The organism is Streptomyces sp. NPDC127097, from assembly GCF_042724075.1.
GTDB lineage: Bacteria > Actinomycetota > Actinomycetes > Streptomycetales > Streptomycetaceae > Streptomyces.
Map to the genome: position 1 here is coordinate 72731 of NZ_JBHXFI010000027.1, position 19656 is coordinate 92386.

General features: G+C 69.8%; 16 protein-coding genes. 10 read left to right on the forward strand and 6 right to left on the reverse strand.

Annotation, left to right across the window (positions count from 1 at the left end; genetic code table 11):
- Window positions 1-272 precede the first annotated feature (272 nt).
- Window positions 273-1016 carry a GntR family transcriptional regulator gene (locus ACFWJW_RS21265; protein WP_387243459.1) on the reverse strand — a complete coding sequence of 248 codons (744 nt, stop codon included), beginning with the start codon at window positions 1014-1016 and terminating at the stop codon, window positions 273-275.
- Between the two features lie 142 nt (window positions 1017-1158).
- On the opposite strand from ACFWJW_RS21265, the gene ACFWJW_RS21270 reads away from it, so the two are divergent.
- The 5 genes from ACFWJW_RS21270 (at window position 1159) to ACFWJW_RS21290 (ending at window position 6197) form a co-directional block, all read left to right on the forward strand.
- Window positions 1159-2622, forward strand: a complete 1464-nt coding sequence (locus ACFWJW_RS21270) for an MFS transporter (protein WP_387243461.1) — start codon at window positions 1159-1161, stop codon at window positions 2620-2622.
- A 100-nt stretch (window positions 2623-2722) separates the two neighbouring features.
- Entirely contained in the window at window positions 2723-3559 is an 837-nt protein-coding gene (locus ACFWJW_RS21275; RefSeq protein WP_387243463.1) for a purine-nucleoside phosphorylase, read from the forward strand.
- A gap of 300 nt (window positions 3560-3859) precedes the next feature.
- Window positions 3860-4354, forward strand: coding sequence for a nucleoside deaminase (locus ACFWJW_RS21280; RefSeq protein WP_387243466.1), 495 nt, complete (start codon window positions 3860-3862; stop codon window positions 4352-4354).
- A gap of 196 nt (window positions 4355-4550) precedes the next feature.
- Window positions 4551-5180, forward strand: a complete 630-nt coding sequence (locus ACFWJW_RS21285; RefSeq protein WP_387243468.1) for a TetR/AcrR family transcriptional regulator — start codon at window positions 4551-4553, stop codon at window positions 5178-5180.
- A gap of 69 nt (window positions 5181-5249) precedes the next feature.
- A complete protein-coding gene (locus tag ACFWJW_RS21290) occupies window positions 5250-6197 on the forward strand; it encodes an alcohol dehydrogenase catalytic domain-containing protein (RefSeq protein ID WP_387243471.1) in 948 nt (315 codons plus the stop codon).
- Window positions 6198-6412: 215 nt separating this feature from the next.
- Here the strand turns inward: ACFWJW_RS21290 and ACFWJW_RS21295 are convergent, their stop codons facing one another.
- Window positions 6413-7840: an amino acid permease gene (locus ACFWJW_RS21295; protein ID WP_387243474.1), complete on the reverse strand. Its 1428-nt coding sequence runs from the start codon at window positions 7838-7840 to the stop codon at window positions 6413-6415.
- Window positions 7841-8028: 188 nt separating this feature from the next.
- The gene (locus tag ACFWJW_RS21300) at window positions 8029-9303 is read right to left on the reverse strand and encodes an ArgE/DapE family deacylase (RefSeq protein WP_387243477.1); all 1275 of its coding nucleotides are present in this window, start codon (window positions 9301-9303) and stop codon (window positions 8029-8031) included.
- A 171-nt stretch (window positions 9304-9474) separates the two neighbouring features.
- On the opposite strand from ACFWJW_RS21300, the gene ACFWJW_RS21305 reads away from it, so the two are divergent.
- The gene (locus ACFWJW_RS21305; protein WP_387243480.1) at window positions 9475-9912 is read left to right on the forward strand and encodes an Lrp/AsnC family transcriptional regulator; all 438 of its coding nucleotides are present in this window, start codon (window positions 9475-9477) and stop codon (window positions 9910-9912) included.
- Window positions 9913-9952: 40 nt separating this feature from the next.
- On the opposite strand, the gene ACFWJW_RS21310 is transcribed toward ACFWJW_RS21305, so the two are convergent.
- Window positions 9953-10966: a LysR family transcriptional regulator gene (locus ACFWJW_RS21310; protein ID WP_387243483.1), complete on the reverse strand. Its 1014-nt coding sequence runs from the start codon at window positions 10964-10966 to the stop codon at window positions 9953-9955.
- Window positions 10967-11412: 446 nt separating this feature from the next.
- On the opposite strand from ACFWJW_RS21310, the gene ACFWJW_RS21315 reads away from it, so the two are divergent.
- Window positions 11413-12543 carry an aminotransferase class I/II-fold pyridoxal phosphate-dependent enzyme gene (locus tag ACFWJW_RS21315; RefSeq protein WP_387243486.1) on the forward strand — a complete coding sequence of 377 codons (1131 nt, stop codon included), beginning with the start codon at window positions 11413-11415 and terminating at the stop codon, window positions 12541-12543.
- Window positions 12544-12675: 132 nt separating this feature from the next.
- On the opposite strand, the gene ACFWJW_RS21320 is transcribed toward ACFWJW_RS21315, so the two are convergent.
- Window positions 12676-13827 carry an ABC transporter substrate-binding protein gene (locus ACFWJW_RS21320; RefSeq protein WP_387243489.1) on the reverse strand — a complete coding sequence of 384 codons (1152 nt, stop codon included), beginning with the start codon at window positions 13825-13827 and terminating at the stop codon, window positions 12676-12678.
- A gap of 389 nt (window positions 13828-14216) precedes the next feature.
- Between ACFWJW_RS21320 and ACFWJW_RS21325 the strand changes: the two genes are divergently transcribed.
- The 3 genes from ACFWJW_RS21325 to ACFWJW_RS21335 are packed head-to-tail and all read left to right on the forward strand — an operon-like array spanning window position 14217 to window position 17340.
- Window positions 14217-15344 (forward strand): FAD-dependent monooxygenase, encoded by a 1128-nt coding sequence (locus ACFWJW_RS21325; protein WP_387243491.1) that lies wholly within the window; start codon window positions 14217-14219, stop codon window positions 15342-15344.
- Between the two features lie 41 nt (window positions 15345-15385).
- Window positions 15386-16330, forward strand: coding sequence for a VOC family protein (locus tag ACFWJW_RS21330; RefSeq protein ID WP_387243494.1), 945 nt, complete (start codon window positions 15386-15388; stop codon window positions 16328-16330).
- A 35-nt stretch (window positions 16331-16365) separates the two neighbouring features.
- Complete coding sequence (locus ACFWJW_RS21335; RefSeq protein WP_387243497.1) at window positions 16366-17340, forward strand: AraC family transcriptional regulator; 975 nt, start codon at window positions 16366-16368, stop codon at window positions 17338-17340.
- 37 nt (window positions 17341-17377) lie between these two features.
- Here ACFWJW_RS21335 and ACFWJW_RS21340 read toward each other — a convergent pair whose 3' ends face one another.
- The gene (locus ACFWJW_RS21340) at window positions 17378-19642 is read right to left on the reverse strand and encodes a hypothetical protein (RefSeq protein ID WP_387243500.1); all 2265 of its coding nucleotides are present in this window, start codon (window positions 19640-19642) and stop codon (window positions 17378-17380) included.
- Window positions 19643-19656 lie beyond the last annotated feature (14 nt).

The following is a 19656-nucleotide window of genomic DNA, read 5'->3' on the forward strand; positions in this document are numbered from 1 at the left end:
ACTGGCGGGTGCGTCAAGTTCCCAGGAATCCGCGGGAGTTGGCGGGTATTCCTTCCTCAAGGGCTTCCCCGGCGTCATCGCCGGGGGATGCCTTCCGGTGATGGGCGACGACAAGGTGCGGGTGTCGGCGGTCCTGGTGGCGCACGGCCCGGTCAGGGTGCGGGAGAGCGTCATGCGGCGCCGACGGCCGGGGCGCGCTCGGGGAAAATGCGGTCGCTCTTGTCAGACAAGTTCGCGCGGGATGGTGACGACCGGCGAGTTGCCACCCCGTTTCACCGGGCTTGCAGTACCGGCAGGGCAGGTGCTCCGGAGGGCAGCATGTACTTGGCCGCCAGCACCGGGACCCGCCCTACCTGTACGACCTGCGTGGCCAGCATGGCGGGGGTGTCCGCGGGGCGTGCGAGCTGCTGACCGCGGCGCTGCCCGAGCATGGAGGCCACGATCGTGGCCGAGCCGCGCAGCGGCAGCTCCCGCCCCACCTCCAGGAGCACTTTGAGCATGGAGCTCGGCGGCGCCGGGGGCCCGCTCAGCGCATCGGCGAGCTCGGGCAGCAGCTCGCGCAGCCTCTCTTGGGGGGCTGCCCACTCCTGGGCCAGGCAGCAGGCCAGGCCGTCGAGCTCCAGGACGACCTCCCAGAAGGGGACCCGGTCCCTGACGGAGAGCAGCAGGTGCTGGGTGGAGAAGTCCGTCGGCTCCGCGAGGTCGTGCCGCAGCACGGTGGCCTGCACCGGCCGTCCGCCGCCGAGCAGCTGCTCCATAGGACGCAGCTGCTCGAACCCGCGCTGCGGCGGCTGGTTGACCGTGCGGCCGACGCCGCGCCGCGCGTCGAGCACGCCGTCCTCCTGGAGCAGGATCAGCGCCTCGCGCAGTGCCGGCCGGCTCACTCCCAGGTCAGCGGCGAGTTTGGGCTCGCTGGGCATCGGTGAACCCGGCGGATAGACGCCCTCGTGAATGGCTTCCACGATCCGCTCGTACAGCACGACCACCGGCCGTCGTCGGGGCTGTTTGGCAGCCACCGGCACCTCCTCCACACCTTGACGCATCCCTCGCGCTCAGGTTAGAAGTGTCTCGCGAGCCGCCTTGTCTGACAAGTGAAGCAAGAGAGCGAAGGCGCCGCTCGCCATCCCCAGTTCCCTTATCGAAGGTGGAGGCGTCGTCATGTCGCTGACGAGCCCCGTCGTTGACCGTTCCGCTGGGCGCCAGTTCGGGCTTTTGACCGCCCTTGTGCTGGCCGTCCTCGGATACCAGATCAACGCCACCATGATCAGTCCGGCCCTGCCGCATGTGATCACGGAATTGCACACCACCCCGGGCATCGCCGGTCTCTCGCAGACGCTGTTCTTCCTGCTCGGATCACTCAGCCAGGTCACCCTCAGCCGACTCAGCGACTACCGCGGCCGCAAGCAGACGATGCTGCTCGCCTGCGCGATTCTGCTGGTCGGCAACCTTGCCTGCATGCTCGCGCCCAACGTCGGGGTCTTCCTCGTCGGCCGAGTTCTGCAAGGTGTCGCTGCCGCCAACTTCCCCTTGGCCTTCCTCACGCTGAACCAGGTGATGACCCGCGAGCGGTTCGGCTGGGCCGCCGGAGTCATCACCGCCGTCAACGGGGGCTTCGCCGGAGTGGACGCCATCGCCGGCGGGCAGATCGCGGACACCATCGGCTTCCGCGGCGTCTTCGGCGCCGGCCTGGTGGTCAGCGTCATCGGCATCCTCGCGGTGATCTTCGCGGTGCCGAAGCTCCCGGCCCCGTCCGCCGGGCGGATGGACTGGGGCGGCGCCACGCTGCTCTGCATCGGCCTGTCCGGCATGCTCATCGGCCTGGCCCAGGGCCAGAGTTGGGGCTGGACCTCCACACCCACGATGGCCTGCCTGCTCGGCGGGCTTGCGGCCCTGGCGGCCTTCGGCTTCACCCAGCGCGGCGCACGGCGCACCGGCACCACCAAGCCGCTCATCGACATCAGCCTGCTCGGCTCGCGCCGCGCCTGGCCGCTGCTGGTCACCTCGGCGCTGACGCTGGGCGGCGCGTTCGCCGCGCTCGCGCTGACCATTCCGCTGTTCACCCAGGACAAGCACGCCGGATTCGGGATGTCCTCCTTCACCTCGGCGCTGCTGTTCTCCACCCCGGCCCAGATCATCGGTGTGATCGGCGCCCCGATCGCCGGCTGGATCGGCCCGCGGCTCGGCTGGAACCGCGCGGCGCGGATCGGCGCCACCGGCACCCTGGTGGCCTTCGCCGTCGCCTGCGCCTTCCTGGACTCGCGGTGGACCGTCGTTGCCATGCTCGCTCTGCTCGGCATCACCTACAACGGGCTGAGCATGACGGCGCTGAACGGCTACTCCGTGGTGGCCATGCCGGAGGCCGAGGGCGCGCTGGCCGGGCTGAACGGCGCCTGTATCGGCCTCGGTGCCTCGTTCGGCATCGCGCTGTCATCCGCACTGATCACCGCGGGAACTCACCACGGGCAGACCGGGCACGCCGCGTACGCCGAGGCCATGTGGGCCGGCTGCGGCCTGCTGGCCCTGGCGCTGATCGCCGCCCTCGCGCTGGCCAGGCCGCCCGAGCGGCTGGAGCGCGAGTCCGCCCGTCCGGCCGCTGTGGCGGTACCCACCGCCGGGCACTGAACCACACCACGCATCGCTACCCGACAAAAGCACACAACCCGGGCGGGCCTGCGAGGCACACGGCCACGCACCGCCCAGCACCGATAGGAGCCCGACCCCGATGACCACCACCACCGAAGCGGCCACCGAGACCGCTGCCTCCGCCGGCAACCCCTCCGCCACGGCCGAGCAGGCAGCCGGGCGCATCGCCGAGCTGACCGGCGTCGCCCAGCACGATGTCGCTCTGGTCATGGGCTCCGGGTGGGGCCTGGCCGCGGCCGCGCTCGGCACCCCGACGCACGACCTCGCCTTCACCGACGTCCCCGGCTTCGCGCCGTCCGCAGTCGCCGGACATTCCGGCCGCATCCTCTCCGTCCCGGTCGGCGACCGCCGCGCCCTGGTCTTCCTCGGCCGCACCCACCTGTACGAGGGACGGGGCACCGAAGCGGTCGCACACGGCGTGCGCACCGCGGTGGCCACCGGCTGCCGCACCGTGATCCTGACCAACAGCTGCGGGGGACTGCGCGCGGACATGCGCCCCGGCCAGCCGGTGCTGATCAGCGACCACCTCAACATGACCGCCGCCTCCCCGCTGCACGGCGCCGACTTCGTCGACCTGACCAACCTGTACTCGCGCCGGCTGCGCGAGCTGTGCCGCAGCATCGACCCGACACTGACCGAGGGCGTGTACGCACAGTGGCGCGGCCCGCAGTACGAGACCCCGGCGGAGATCCGGATGCTGCGTACCCTCGGCGCGGACCTGGTCGGCATGTCCACCGTCCTGGAGGCGATCGCCGCCCACGCGGCCGGCGCCGAGGTACTCGGACTGTCCCTGGTCACCAATCCGGCAGCCGGCATGGGCGCCGAACCCCTGGACCACTCAGAGGTCCTGGAGGCCGGCCGCGACTCGGCCTCCCGCATGGGCGAACTCCTGACCCGACTGCTCACGGAAATGTGACCGCGGAGCTGCCCACCACGACCGGAGGGACCGGGTCACCGTCAGCGGGCGGCCCGGGGGCGCGGTCGCCCGGACGACGGCACCCACCATGCCTCGAACGGTCCGTCGGCCCACGGTGATTCGACACCGCCGGACTGATTCGGCACCGCCGGGCCGAGCGGCGCGCCGATCCAGGACCGCACCGGATGAACCCACAACCTGACCACCAGCACCACCGCCGGGCTGACCGCGAGCGACACCCACGGCCCAGCCCGCGGCAGCTCGCCGCCCAGCCTCACACCCCCTTATGAGGAGCACGCCATGCACTCAGCTTCGAACCCGCCGGCCGACAGGGACCGGGCTCACCTCCTCGCAGCCATCGACCTCGCGGCCGGCGCGCGCCGGCACGGAAACCATCCGTTCGGTGCGCTGCTGACCGACGCGGCCGGGGAGGTCCTGCTCATGGCCGAGAACACCGTGATCACGGAGCACGATGTCACCGGTCACGCGGAGACGAACCTGGTCCGGCAGGCGTCGCGCACGCTGACGCCGGAGCAGCTCACCGAGGCCACGCTGTACACCAGCACCGAGCCGTGCGCGATGTGCTCGGGCGCGATCTTCTGGAGCGGCATCCGCCGGGTCGTCTATGCGCTCGCGGCGACGGAGCTGAACGTCCTCGCCGGAGCGAAGCCCGATGAGCCGCTGCTCGATCTCCCGTGCCGTCAGGTCTTCGAGGCCGGCGGGAACACGGTCGAGGTGTCGGGGCCGTACCTCTACGAAGACGCCGCTGCGGTGCACCTCGGTTTCTGGGGCTAGCACAACCGCCCGAGGTGGCGGCCGCCGGCGGCAAGCGCGCCGAGTCCGCCCGGTCTTGAGGCCGGGCGGGCTCGGCAGACCGATGCCATGGCCCGCACCGGGCTCCGGGGAGCGGCGCCGACGTGGAGCGGCGCACTTATACGTGAATGAAAGTTCAGGTTCATGTAAGCGCGGCCGAGATGCGACAATCGGCGATGTGACCACCGACAGCACCCCTCGGCCCCCGCAGCAGAAGCGCAGTCGCGCCGCCATGGAACGCATCCTCGGCGCCGCCCAGGAACTCGTGGCCGAACGCGGCGCCGCCGCGCTGACCATCGCCGGCGTCGCCGTCCGCGCCAAGGTGGCCGTCGGCACCATCTACAGCCGCTTCGCCGGCAAGGACGCGCTTCTGGCCGCAGTGCAGGACCGGTGGCTGGACCAGCTCATCGCCCGCCAGCAGGCCAACCGCACCGCGGTCACCGAAACGTCAGCGGACTTCCCGGACACGGTCGCCCGATGCGTCTCCGGCATGATCAGCACGTTCCACGACCATGCGGACCTCATCCGCGAATTCGCCCTGCGCAACGCCGGACAGCCCGTCCAGGACACGGCCCTCCACAAGCTCCAGGAAGTGTTCACCCAGCTGTGCGACGTCATCCTGGCCCACCCCGGCCGGCCGGACGAGATCGACCGGCGCCGGGTCGCCCTGGCCATGCGCGCGGTACAGGCAACCCTGGAGTGGCGAGTGACCACCCCCCTGGCGGTGGCGCCGGACAACGACTGGGACACGCTCAGCCAGGACCTGCCCGGTCTGGCCATGCGCTACCTCAGCGACAACGCCTCCTGAGCTTCCCCGCGCCCTGGCGCCCGCCCGCGGCGTTCACGTGCGCGTAGAGTGCCGATCATGCGGGCTGTAGTGATCGACTCCGACGGGCAATTCCATCTGGAGCAACGGCCGGACGCGGTGGCGGGGCCAGGAGAGGTGGTGGTCCGCGTGCGCGCCGCGGGTCTCAACGCCGCCGACCTGCAACAGGCACGGGGGGACTATCCGGCGCCGCCGGGATGGCCAACCGACGTGCCCGGCCTGGAAATCGCCGGTGAGGTCGAGTGCGTCGGGAGCGCTGTTACCGGGATCTCCACCGGCGAACGCGTCATGGCACTGGTCGGTGGCGGCGGTCACGCCGAGCGGATCACCGTCCCTGCCGAGCTCCTGCTTCCGGTGCCCGATGCGCTGTCCTGGCAGGAGGCCGGCGGCTTCCCGGAAGCCTTCAGCACCGCCTGGGACGCCCTGATCACCCAGGCCCAGGTCCGCGCGGGCGACCGTGTGCTGATCACCGGCGCGGCAGGCGGCGTGGGAACGGCCATGGTGCAGGTTGCCGCGGTTTCCGGCGCGCACACCGTGGCAAGCGTGCGCCGTCCCGAGCTTCACGACCAGGTGAAGTCGCTCGCCCCGGACGGCGCATGCGTCGATGTCGTCACTCCCGACGATGAGGCGCAGCATGGGCCGTACGACGTGATCGTGGAACTCGTCGGCGGACCGGACTGCCTGCGACGGGTCACCCTGCTGCGCAGCCGCGGAAAGGTCCTCATCGTCGGCGTTCAGGCCGGTGCCACGGTCCCGCTGCGGATGTTCGACCTCATGCTGGCACGCGGCCAGCTGATCGGAACGACCATTCGCGGCCGCACGCACGCGGAAAAGGCACTGCTCGCCAACCTCGTTCGTACCTCGGCCGTTCCCCTGCTCGCACACGGCCGCTTGCGGGTCCCGGTAGACACGGCCTTCTCCCTCGACCAGTACGCCGATGGTTATGCCCGGCTCGCTGGTCCAGGCAAGTTCGGCAAGGTCATCCTGATGTGCGGATGACGGCGCGCTTTTCTCGGGACCTCGCTGACCGGCTTGGCTGCTGCACGAGCCCTTCCTGTTGCGGTCACCGGCTCAGCGCGGCGGTCCGAGAAGCACTTGAACGTAGCGGTCGGCGGCCTCGGCCGGCTTGTCGAGTTCCGTCTGCGGACCTCGCCCATGAGCGGGAAGCACGCCGACGAAGCCCACGGAACTCCGCCGTTGTGCTGGGGCCTGTCCTATCGGAGGGCGGAAGCCGACCGTGAGGTGCGCCGTTTGACGGCCTGGTAGCCGATCGTGAGTGCGGCGAACCACGCGGCCCATACGTACAGGCCGAGCCGGGTGTCGCTGGAGGTGGCCATCAGTACGACGACGAGGGCGAGTGAGGCGAGGGCGATCCAGTTGGTGACCGGGGCGCCGGGCAGCCGGAAGTCGACGGTGGGCAGGAGCCCGGCACGCACCTTGGACCGGTAGCGCAGGTGCGCGGTGAGGATCATGCCCCAGGTCCACAGTCCGGCGCAGGCGCTGACCGAGGTGATGTAGACGAATGCCTTGTCCGGGGAGATGACGTTGATGACGATGCCGGCGGCCATGACCAGGATGGACAACATCACCGCGGGTACGGGGAGTTGGCGGTCGCTGAGTTTCGTCATGGCTTTCGGGGCCTCGCCGTTGACTGCCAGGCCGCGGATCATCCGGCCCGCGGAGTAGATTCCGGAATTGCAGGCGGACAGGGCGGCGGTGAGCACGACGAAGTTCATGATGCCGGCGGCTCCCGGGATGCCTACCCCGGCGAAGACCTGGACGAAGGGACTGACGCCGGGGGTGTACTTGGTCCAGCTGAGCACGGACAGCAGGATGATCAGTGCGCCGATGTAGAAGACGGCGATCCGGATGGGCAGCGTGTTGATCGCCTTGCGGAGGGTCTGCTGGGGATTCTTGGCCTCGCCGGCGGTGAGGCCGACGAGTTCGACGCCCAGATAGGCGAAGACGACCCCCTGCATGGCGAGCATGGACTGCCAGGCGCCGTGCGGTGCGAATCCCCCGTCGGCCCATAGGTGCTGGACCGAGGCGGTGTGCCCGAGGGAGGAGAGGCCGAAGGTCAGTACGCCGATGCCGATGACGATCATCGCGGTGATGGCGACGACTTTGATGGTGGCGAACCAGAACTCCAGCTCGCCGAAGACCTTGACGGACACCAGGTTCGCGGCGAGCAGCACGGCCAGGGCCACCGCGGCCGTGACCCAGACGGGGATGGCGGGCCACCAGTAGGCGATGTAGTGGCCGGCGGCGGTCACCTCGGCCATGCAGGAGGCGACCCAGGCGGCCCAGTACGACCAGCCGGTGACGAAGCCGGCGAACGGGCCGCAGAACTCCCGCGCGTAGTCGGCGAAGCTTCCCGAGGTGGGGCGGTAGGTGAGGAGCTCACCCAACGCCCGCATGATGAAGAAGATGACGATGCCTGCGGCGGCGTAACACGCGATCAGGCTCGGCCCGACCATGGCGATGCCCGTGCTGGAGCCGTAGAAGAGCCCGGTGCCGATCGCGCCTCCGATGGCCATCATCTGAATCTGACGAGCACTCAGCCCGCGCCGATAGCCTTCTTCCGGCGCGGATTCGGCGGCCTCGTCACTGAACCGGCCTTGCTCAACCTCCGTTGAGGTCATGGCGACGTCCCTTTCGCTGTGTGTCTGTCCGGGCCTTGGGCGCGGATCGGGTGGCTGGTCCCCGTGGTCGGTGCATCGGGCACGGGTTCTGGGGCTTGGTGTGGAGGAGCGGCTCGCCCGGCCAAGTGGCCGATCTCCGGCCCGAGATCGAGGACCGTGCCCGTGTGTGGCCTGCTGTCGTGTGGTGGCTATTCGGTGCCGACGGTGCGCAGCACCGCGAGTGCGAGGGTGCGGGCCACCGCGGCGACCTCGGGGACGGAGACCTGCTCCTGTGCGCTGTGGGCCAGCCGCACGTCACCGGGCCCGAACTGGAGGGTCGGGATGTCGGCCGCGGCGTAGAGCCGCAGGTCGCTTCCGTACGGCGCGCCGCGTTCGCGCACCCGCGGCCCGCCGACCGCGTCGGCGTGCGCGTCCCGGACCAGAGCCCCGAGCGGATGGCCCGCGGGCAGTCGGCCGCTCGCGAACCGGCCGCCGGGCCAGGTCACGATCGCCGGGTGATCGCGCAGCCAGGGATCTTGTGCGCATGCCTCGGTCACACAGGTCTCGAAGTCGGCGACGGCTTCGGCCGGGTCCTCGCCCAGGGCAACGCCCAGCCGGCCCTCGGCGACGAGGCGGTCCGGCACACTGCTTGCCCAGTCACCTGCGCGGAGCGTGCCGATGGAGAGTGCGTACGGGGTGGTGTACTCCGTCATCAGCGGGTCGGTCGCCGTGTTGCGCCGGGCTTCCAGGCGGTCGAGCGCCTGGTGGAGGGGCAGGTAGGCGTCGATGGCGCTGACTCCCGCGTCGCGGGTGCTCGCGTGTGTGGCCTGGCCGGGGACCTCGATGCGGAAGGTCAGCGCGCCGGCGTTCGCGGTCACCAGCGTGCCGCCGGTGGGCTCGGTGATGATGCACGCATCGCCGGTGTGTCCGCGCTGGAGGGTGGCGAAGGCTCCGAGCCCGCCGTCCTCCTCACCGACGACGAAGTGGGCCGCCACCCGGCCGCGCAGCCTGGCGCCGCTGGCGCGGATCGCCGTCAGGGCGGCGAGGTTGGCGACGAGTCCGGCCTTCATGTCGCAGGCACCGCGGCCATGGACGACGTCGCCGACCACTCTCGGGACGAAGGGGTCGCCGTCCCATTTTTGGAGGTCGCCGGGCGGGACGACATCGACGTGCCCCTGAAGGATCATGGTCGGCCCGTCATCGCCGCCCGGTGTGCTCGCCGCGAGCCCCCAAGCCTCCTCGCGCGGTGCCTCGGTCCCGGGGAAGCCGGAGTGTGCGCGCAGGGCGGGCAGGTCCACGGGCCACAGGTCGACGTCGAGGCCGAGCCGGTCCAGTTGCCCGGCCAGCCGGTGCTGCATCTCGCTCTCGGCAGCGCTCCCGGTCACGCTCGGGATCGCGATCAGCTCCCTCAGCAACCCGGCGATGGCGGTCTCGTCGATCGCCTCCAGCGCAGCGCGCTCCTCGGCACTGAGCACTGCTGTCATGTGGTCACTCCTGTCCTTGCACTCAGCGAATGACCACGGATGCTATGTTCGCGCCATCGGTGCAAACAATCGCCATACCTTGCCTTACAGCTTCGATTTCTTGCTTATTTACGGCTGCTATGGCGATTTCTTTCCCACCGCAGAAGTCGTCTCTCTTGGGGAGGTGGCAGCGTGGACGCTGTCGACGAAGAGATCATCCGTTGCGTTCTGCGGAACGCCCGGAGTACCTATGCCGAGATCGGTGAAGCGGCCGGGCTGTCCGCGCCCGCCGCCAAGCGCCGGCTCGACCGGCTCGTCGCCACGGGTGCGATTCGCGGGTTCACCGCGCTCATCGACCCCCAGGCACTGGGGTGGCGGACCGAGGCGTTCGTCGAGGTGTACTGCAAGGGAAATCCCTCTCCCGCCGAACTGCGACGGAATCTGGACGAGATCCCGGAAGTGGTCGAGGCGTGCACCGTCTCCGGCGCGGCGGATGCGATGCTGCACATGCTCGCCGCCGACATCGCGCACCTGGAGCAGGCCATTCAGCGGGTCCGTGAGGCCCCCGTCATCGACCGCACCGAGAGCGTGATCGTCCTCTCCCGCCTGCTCAACCGGCCGCGGGTGTAAGCGACTTGCCCGTGCCGGACGAGGCCGCCGGCACGGCTCTTCACCTGCTGGACGGCGCTCCCGGCGGTTCGCGGTCGACGGTGGGCTGCCCGGCGGAGTCAGCGGAGTCACCGGCCGAGGTGGTCGCCGGGAAGGGGTCCGTGCCACCGTGCCCGGCCTGGATCCGCTCGGCCACGGTCCGCAGTTCGGCCAGCAGCCGGCCGGCGCTGCCGGCCGTGGTGGTGCGCAGCGCCGCGACTCCGATCTGCCGGGCCAGCACCGGTCCGTCGACCGGCCGGATCGCGAGGTCCTTTCGGGGGCTGCCCAGTCCCAGACGCGGGACGAGTGCGACGCCGATACCCGCGGCGACGAATCCTTGCAGCACCCCGTAGTCGTCGGTCCGCATGACCCGCACGGGTTCGAAGCCCTCCCGGGCGCAGGCCCAGGACAGCAGGCGGTCGCACGGGTCCCAGTCGGTGGTGCCCATGATCCAGCCGTCCTCGCGCAGTGCCGTCAGCGGGACGCGGGCCAGCTCCGCCTGTGGATGGTCGGCAGGCAGCACCAGCAGCAGGGGGTCCTCGACAAGCGGATGGACGACGAACTCCGCCCCCAGGTCGAGCGGGTCCCCCGGCTGGGAGAAGACCAGGGCCAGGTCCAGTTCCCGGGAGCGCAGCGCGGCAAGCAGGGCCGGCAGCTCCCCCTCGCGCAACGTGACATGGACTCCCCGCTGGTGGAGGGTGCGGACGGCCGGGGGCAGCAGCAAGGCACCGGCCGTGGGGAAGGTCCCCACGCGCAGGGTCATGGTGCCGCGTTCGACCAGGCCACGGATCTCCTGCTCGGCGAGCCTGGTGCGCTCCAGGACCGCCTCCGCGTGCGGCAGGAGCGCCTCTCCGACCTCGGTGAGGACTGCCCCGCGGGGTCCTCGGTGGAACAGCGGTGCACCGAAGTGCGATTCGAGGGTCGCGAGGTGGTACGTCACCGTCGGCTGGGTGTAGCGGAGTGCTCGGGCGGCGCCGGCGAGGGAACCCTCGTGGGCGATGGCGCGCAGAACCTGGAAATGGCGCAGTTCGAGCATGGCGGACCAGTCCTGAGAGGAGGGTGAGCTATAGATTTTCTCTGGAGCCCTCCATAAAAGCAGAGTATTCCTCTCAGTATTGCTCCCTGTGATGCTGCGACGTGTGACTCACCGAACCACGCGCACCGCCCAGCACACGGCCCCCTACGCCCAGGCCGTTCACGCCTACGCCCGCGAGGACTGGCTGCGGCTGAACGTCCCCGGACACTCCGCCGATGCACCGCACTTCGGCCCGCTCGCACAGCTCGTCGGCGACGCCCCCCTACGGCTGGACCTGCCGCCGCTGCTGGAGGGCATCGACCTGGGCACCGGCAACCCCATGGACAAGGCGCTCGCTCTGGCGGCAGACGCCTGGGGCGCACGCAGGACCTGGTTCCTCACCAACGGCGCCTCCCAAGGGAATCGGATAGCGACCCTGATCACCCGGGCACTCGGCGAGACACTGATTGCAGCGCAGCGTCCACTCCAGCGTCATCGACGGCTTGGTCCTCTCCGGCCAGAAGGCCGCCTTCGTCCATCCGTCGGTCGACGCCGGCCTGGGCATCGCACACGGGGTGACCCCGGCAGACCTGGCCCGGGCCATCGCCGCCCACCCGGAAGCGGCCGCCGCCTACCTGGTGACGCCCAGCTACTTCGGCGCCGTCGCCGACGTACGCGCCTGCGCCGAGGTGGCCCACGCCGCGGGCATCCCGCTCATCGTCGACGAAGCCTGGGGATCGCACTTCGGCTTCCACCCCGAACTCCCGGCGAACGCCCTGGCACAGGGTGCCGACATCGTCATCTCCAGCACCCACAAACTGGCCGGCAGCCTCACCCAGTCCGCGATGCTGCACCTCGCCGAGGGACCCTTCGCCGACACCCTGGAGCCCCTGATCCAGCGGACCTTCCACCTGACCCAGTCGACCAGCGCCAGCGCACTGCTCCTGGCTTCCCTCGACGTGGCCCGCCAGACTCTCGTGACCGGCCAGGACCGGATCAGCGCCTCCCTGGACGCAGCGGACAAGATGCGCTCCCAGGTCCGCTCCGCCGGCCGGTTCCGCGTGGTCAGCGACGACTTCGGGCGTTTCCCCGACATCGTCTCCGCCGACCCGCTGCGGGTACCCCTCGACACCCGGGCCGGCGGCATCTCCGGGCACGAGGCCCGCCGGCGCCTGATGCGTGATCACCGGATCATGGTCGAGGTCGCCACCGACTCGGCCATCGTCGCCGTGGTCGGCGCAGGCGCGGCGCCCGACGTCGACCGCTTCATGGAGGCCCTGCATGCCCTCCCGAGCCCGCTCGGCCCACAGGCTCCGGCGAGCCGGCTGCGGCTGCCCTCGCCCGGCGCCGTCGAGATGACCACCCGTGCGGCGTTCCTCGCGCCCAGCCGCACGGTGCCGGCCAACGAGGCCGTCGGGCGGGTGTCCGCTGACACGCTCGCCGCGTACCCGCCCGGCATTCCCAACGTCCTGCCCGGAGAGGTCATCACCGCCGAGCTCGTCGAGTTCTTCCACCGCACCGCGGCAGCGCCCAACGGTCACGTACGCGGCGCCGCGGACCCGGCCGTGAGGACGCTGCGCGTCGTGGACCGGCACTGACATCGCCGATTGCCGCATCCGGGAGCGAGCCCGGGTGATCGCCCACGCCGCCTCACACGGCGCAGCCGGCCGCGCGGTGCCGCCGCTCCGGAGAAACGGCGGGCACCGCGTCGGGCCTGGTGAGGGTCGCGGCTATCTGGAGACGGCCTTGCCCCAGCCCTGGGCGATGTCAGCCTTGGCGTAGTCCAGCTGCGACTCGCTCGGGATACTCGGCGTGCCGGAGACCTTCGGCAGCTTGGCGGCCGCGGTCTTGTCGAGCGTGCCGTTCTTCTCCATGGCGGCCATCAGGGCCGGGCGGGCGTAGCCCTTGAGCCAGAGGTTCTGGCCCTCGGCGCTGTAGAGGTACTCCTGCCACAGCCGGGCGGCCGCCGGGTGCGGGGCTTCCTTGTTGATGGCCTGGGAGTAGTACTGCGAGAACTTGCCGTCCTCCGGGACCGTGACCTCCCAGTCGAGCCCCTTGCTCTTGAACTCGTCGGTGTACCTGGCGTTGAGGTAGTCCCAGTCGAGGACGATCGGCGTCCGGCCGTTGATGATGGTGGCCGCGGTGGACTGGACGGGCGTGTAGTTGCCGTTCCTCTTGAGCTTGGCGAAGAAGTCCAGGCCGGGCTGGATGTAGTCGAAGGAGCCGCCGTTGGCGAGGGCGGCCGCGTACACACTGCCGAAGGCCGAACCCGACTTGTTGGGGTTGCCGTTGAGCGCGACCTTCCCCTTGTACTCCGGCTTGAGCAGATCCTTGAAGGTGGTCGGGCAGGTCTTCACGCGATCGGCATCGCAGCCGATGGAGATATAGCCGCCGTAGCCGTTGTACCAGCGGCTCATCGTGTCCTTCTGGCCGTCGGGGATGTCAATGAAATCGGCGACCATGTACTGCGCGAGCAGATCCTTCTGGGCGGCGCTGTACGCGAAGGAGCTGCCGAGGTCGAGGACGTCGGGCGCCCCGTCCTGGCCCTTGCGGGAGGTGACGGCGTCGATCTCGTCCTGGCTGGCGCCGTCCGGGTTCTCCACCTTGACCTTGATGCCGTACTTCTTCTCGAAGCCGTCGAGCAGCGCGCCGTAATTGGCCCAGTCGCGGGGAAGCGCGATGGCGTTCAGCGTGCCTTCCGCTTTGGCTGCCTTGACGAGCGCGTCCATGCCCCCGAAGTCCTTGGCCGTGATCGCGGTGGCCGCGCTCTCGCCGTCGGCGTTGGTCGACGCGTCGGGGCCCGCGCCACAGGCGCTGAGGACGAATGTGGCGGCGACGAGGCCACCGGCAAGGACGGCGGATCTCGGCAGGGTCTCGATCACGGTCTCTCCAGAGGGGTACACAACGGGGCACAAGGGTCACACGGGAATTCGCGTGGGGGGTGCGACGCGTGCGAATAACTCGTCTGAACAAGTTGGCCATGGTAGGCACGCTGTGCATGTCTGGTCCGTAACATCTTCAAAACTCTTGGCTACCATTCCTGCACATCTGTGGCACACAAGGATCTTCCGCAGTGCCTCCTCCACGCTGGTCGCGCCGCGCCGCATGCGTACACATCCCGGGACAGGCCGGACATCAACTCCTCCACACCAGACGCAGTCGCCCATCAGGCAGCCGATTGCGGACAGCGGATGCTCGGCGCCTGATTCGGACAAGGCGGAGCGCCGACGGAGCGTACGGTTTCGAAAAAGCAGCCGCTCTGGAGGCGTACATGGACAGCTATCGCGGTGCGCGTACGGCCATGATCGTGGGCGCGGGCGTCGCCGGTCTGACAGCGGCCGCTGCCCTGGCAGGCGCGGGATGGCAGGTGGAGATCGCTGAGCTCAACCCGTCGAGGGCGACTTCCGGCTGGGGGTTATGCCTGACCGGTCCCGCGCTGCGCGCGCTGGCCGGGCTGGGTCTCGCGGACGCCTGTCTGACCGAGGGCTACGGCATGGGCGTGATCACGCACCTGGACGTGGACGGCGAACCCGTTGGCCAGGCCCGGCCACCGCGCCTGCTCGGTGCGCGGCGACCGGCGATGGCCGGGATAGCGCGCCCCGTGCTGCACCGCATCCTGCACGCGGAAGCCGAGCAGCGCGGCGTGGTCGTCCATCAGGGAATGACCGTCACTGCGGTGGACCAGGACGGGGGGCTGGTCCACGTGCAGCTGTCGGACGGGACGGTCCGGCAGGTCGCGCTGCTGGTGGGCGCGGACGGGATCCGCTCAACGACGCGGAGCCTGCTGGGCCTTGAGACCTCGCCCGACTATCACGGGCAGATGGTCTGGCGGGCTCTGGTGCCCCGCCCGCAGTGGGCCACCGGGATCCACCAGTTCGCCGGGAGGACCGACACGGCCGGCCTGGTGCCCATCTCGGTCAGCCAGGCGTATGTGTTCCTGACGGAGAACGGGGTGGAGCAGAGCGTTCTGCCCGAGGCCGAACTCGCCCCGCGCCTGAAGCAGTTACTGGAAGCCTTCCCGGGCCGGGTGGCGGAGATCCGCCCTCTGGTGTCCGGGTCGGAGTCGGTGGTGCGCCGCCCGGTGCTGACCGCGTTCCTGGAAGGCGCCTGGAACCGGGGCAACGCCGTCGTCATCGGCGACGCCGCGCACGCGCCCGCACCGCACATGGCCAGCGGCGCGGCTCTCGCCATCGAGGACGGGCTGGTGCTGGCCGAAGAGCTCGGGCGGCACCGGTCGGTCGGGGCAGGGATCGAGGCGTTCGTGAGACGGCGCAGGCAGCGGTGCCGAACGCTCGTGGAGACCTCGGTGACGATCGCCGGCCTGGAACGGGTGCAGCGCCATCGCGAAGCGTATCCGCTGATGGATGCCGGCCACCGGCTCATGGCCGAGCCGGCGTGACCGTCCGGCGCGAAGTGACCCACGGGACCAGGGAGTTGACCATGAGCAACGGCAGCAGTCCGATCACCCACTTACGGCACATCGATGTCGCCATGCCGAACTTCGCCGAGCAGCGTCAGTTCTACACCGAGCTGTGGGGGCTGACGGAGACCGCCGCTGACACCGGTGTCTCGTTCCTGGCAGCCGAGGGCTCCCCGGAGCAGTACGTGGTACGGCTGCGCGAGGACGCCCACAAGCGCACCGACCTGATCGCCTTCGGCGCCGCCGGCCCCGGCGATGTCGACGCCCTGGCCGCGCGGCTGCTCGCGCAGGGCGTGCGGCTGGTCCACGAACCGAAGCCGTTGGACACCCCCGGCGGCGGCTACGCGGTCCGCTTCTTCGACAACGAGGGCCGCGTGGTGGAGGTCTCCGCCGGCGTCACCCCGCGCCGGCACCGCAGGATCGAGGCCCGCGAGCCGATCCCCGTGCGCCTCTCCCACGTCCTGATGAACTCCCCCACCCCCGAGGCCACGGTTGCCTGGTACATCAGGCACCTGGGGTTCCGCCTCTCGGACACCATGTGCCTCGGCGGCCGCGGCGAGATCATCTGGTTTCTGCGGTGCAACACCTATCACCACAGCTTCGGCATCGCGCGCGGGCCGCACGCGGCCTTCCACCACGCCTCCTTCGAGATGCGCGGAATCGACGAGTTCCTGCGCGGCACCGGCCGGATGCGGCGGATGGGCATCGAGCGGCTGTGGGGGCCGGGGCGGCACCGTGCCGGTGACAACTCCTTCAGCTACTTCCTCGACCGGGCCGGCAACACCGTCGAGTACACCACCGAGCTGGAAATCCTGGACGAGGACACCTGGCACCCCCACCTCTACGACCTGCGCGACCCCGCCAACGCGGATCAGTGGGGCACGGCCAACGAGATGGACGAGTTCATCGCCGCCAAGTCCCACAACGACGTGGACCCGGGGCTGTTCGTCGCCCCACCGATGTGAGCACGCCCGCCGAACAGCCAAGGGAGGCGAACGCCGTGCCCGAGCCGCTGCGCACCTACCTCATCAGCAAGTCCCGGAACCCCGTCGACCTGTTGAACGCCGCCACCCTGCTCTTCGGCGGCTCTGTCACCACATCGCCGCTGGACGGCCTGTGCGGCGGCGATCACGAACTGCGCGGCGTGGCCGCCCACGATTTCGCGGTGGGCTACTTCGCCTCACCGCTCGATGTACGCGTCGCCTCGGCCGAGGGCCGCAGGTCCTACTTCGTCAACCTCGGCGTCTCCGGCGCGATCTCGGCAGCGCGCGGCAGCCTGCGGGCGACGCTGGACACGTCGACGGCGGGAGTCGTCAACCCCGGGGACTCCCAGGAACTGCGTCCCGTGCGTACCCACGGGACGCGGTTCCTGGGGCTGCGCATCGACGCCGCCCTGGTCGACCAGGAGTTCAGTGCGCTGACCGGGCACCCGCCGCTCTCCCCCATACGCTTTGACTTCGCCCTGGACCTGGCCACGCCCAAGGGCCGGGCGGTGCGGCTACTGGTCCGCTCCCTCCTCGAACAGCTGGACTCGGGAGACCCCGTCTTCCAGCGCCCGGACGTGCAGCGCAGCCAGCTGCGGTCCCTCGTCACCGCCCTGCTCCTGGCCCAGCCGCACTCGCACACGGCCGAGCTGCGCGACGGTCCGCCACCGGGCCACCCGCGTGCTGTGCGGGCAGCCCTCGCGTTCATCGAGGCGAACCTCACCGAGCACATCAGCCTCGGTGACATCGCTCGGGCCGCCCAGTGCAGCCCGCGCACCATCAGCTCGGCGTTCCGCAACCGGCTCGGCCTCTCGCCCCTGTCCTACGTACGCAACCTGCGGCTCGACCGGATCCGTGCGGACATCCTCGCCTCCACCGACCCCATCGGCACGATCGCCTACCGGTGGGGCGTCTTCCACCTCGGCCGCTTCGCGAGCGCATATCGCGACCGCTTCGCCGAACTCCCCTCCGACACCGCGGCCCGAAGGTGATCCCGGCCTCCTGCGGAACGCGGGAAACCTGGCCGCTCTACTGCTGGTGCCGGCCGATTCCCTGCTCGCGCCCGCGCCCGTCGTCGTACCCGTCGTTGGCCTCGTTGTAGGCGGCGAGGCCGAGTCGCTGCACCTCGCTGGAGGACAATCCAGCCTGCTTCGCGGCAGTCTCCGCCGCCCTACGGGCCGCCTGTGCGGTGCCCTCCCGATTCGATTCGACATACGAATCGGCGTCCTGCTCGGCATCGTCACTGGAGTCCCGTTGGTAGTTCTCCTTGACGGCGTCCTGCGATTCCTCGACTCCCCAGCCGATCATTGGGCCGGCGATGGGAACCCACCCGACGCTCGCGTCGACGATGCGGCCCGCCCACATGCTCCCCTCATCCAGCCCCTTGTTGTACGCCTCGTCCTCGGCGATCTTCTCGTCATAGGTCGCGACCCCACGGGATTCGGCGAGAATGCCCTGGACGGTGACTCCGGGCCGGACCACATCCTTGACCAATGCAGCTCTGTCCGCTTCGTTGTCACAGGATTCAACGGCCTTCGTGATCACCTGTGTGGTGGCTGCCTGCTGCGCATGCGAGATCGCGCCATACGCATCCGGGTCCTTGCCCACCGCTCCGACGAAGTCCGCCAACGGGCCGTTGTTCAGATCGGAGAGATCGGCATCCTGGCCATGGGTCGGGAAGTATGCGCTGTCACCGCCGCCGGCCATGGCCCGCTGAACATCCAGCATGTACTCGGCCGTGATGTTTCCGAGGCTGTCGTTGATGCAGGCAAAGCGTCCTCGCTCCTCCTTGCTCAGGACGTCGGGGTCGTTCCCGAATTTCTCGACCACGTCGTGCATCAGCGCGGCCTGACCAGCGGAGTGCGGCGGGCCGGCACTCTCGGTGTCATCGCCAGGAGTACGCCCCGTGAGCGCCGCTTCGAGGGCCTTGCCGAAGGCGTCGCGCCCCTCACCCCCCTTCCCGGTGTCGAACACCTCATCGCTGTACGACGAGTCCTCCCACGTCACCCACTCGAAGTCGTCGGACGTGTACATATCGAAGTAGTTGGTGATCGGCTTCCCGTCTTCATCGGTGCCGAGATCGGGAGCTCCGTCCTTCGGCGTACCGTCTTCGTTGTACGCATGGGGCGGCTCGGTGAAGAACGCCTCGGCGGCCGCCGGGCTGTTCGACAGTGCGTCCATGAAGCCGGTGCTGTCGAAGGACTTGGGATTCGCGGCCTGGAGCTGCGCGACATGCTCGGCCACCGGAAGAAGGAAGCTCGGGTCGTATTCGCCGTGCCGCATCACGGCACCGAGGGCGTTGTACCTTGCGGGATCCTCGGCGCCTTCCTTGCGCAGCTCGCTGTTCCATTCCTCCGACAGGTGCGGCTCATTGACCGGGTTGGTGGCCGTCGCCAGGGAGTGGCCGAGGTCCTTCTGCAGGTCCTCGTAGAGCTTCTTCTGCTCCCAGGAGATGGCAGGAAAGTCCTGCTTCAGGCGCCAGGAGAGGCCCTGGAAATCGTCCATGGCCCCTTCCGCACCCCGGGCCTTGTAGAAGTGGGTACTGAATTCCGGCGAGTCGCGATTGCGGTGCACAAGCCGCTGCAACTCCTTGAGCTCCTCATCGGAAAGGTCGCCCTTCTCGGACAGCTCCGCGGCCCGCTTGGCGTCGGCCCTGGCCCGCCGATCCGCCGCACGCTCCGCCGCTCGTTCCGCCGCACGTTTGGCGGCGGCGTCCTCGAGGGTCTTGGCGATTCCCTTGTCATTGAAGTCGTTCTTGTGACGCCCGAGGTCGTTGCGCAGCGCCCAGCAGGTGGTCTCGTCGATGCCGGCGGCGCGCTCCAGTACGGCCCTGAGGCGCTCGGCGAAGGCATCGGCCTTCTGCTGCTCCTTCAGCGAATCCGCCTGGTCCGGGGCGTCGGCTCCGGACGCATCCTGGTCCAGGAGCTTTCGGGAGAGGACCTCGCCGTTGCTGGTGACGTGCAGCCCCAGTTCCTTGGCCTCGACATCGGCGAGATGGCGCAGATCGGCCTTGGCCTGCTTCAGCTCGCTGTGCGCGTCGGCGAGGATCCCATGAATGCCCTTGGCCTCCAGGCCGGCGTCCTCGTACTCCCCGGCGCACACGTCCACCTTGTTGCGCGCCTGATCGGCGACCTGCATGGGCCCTACCCAAGCGGCCGCATCGAAGGGCTGCTTCACACGGTCCTTGAAGGAGGTGTGCAGTCTCTTGAATTTCCCTGGTACCTCGGCCCAGCGGTCGACAGCGGTCTTGAGAGCGCCGAGGTCAAGGTGGTAGAGCTGTTCGTACGTCGGCATTTCCGTTGCCCCCG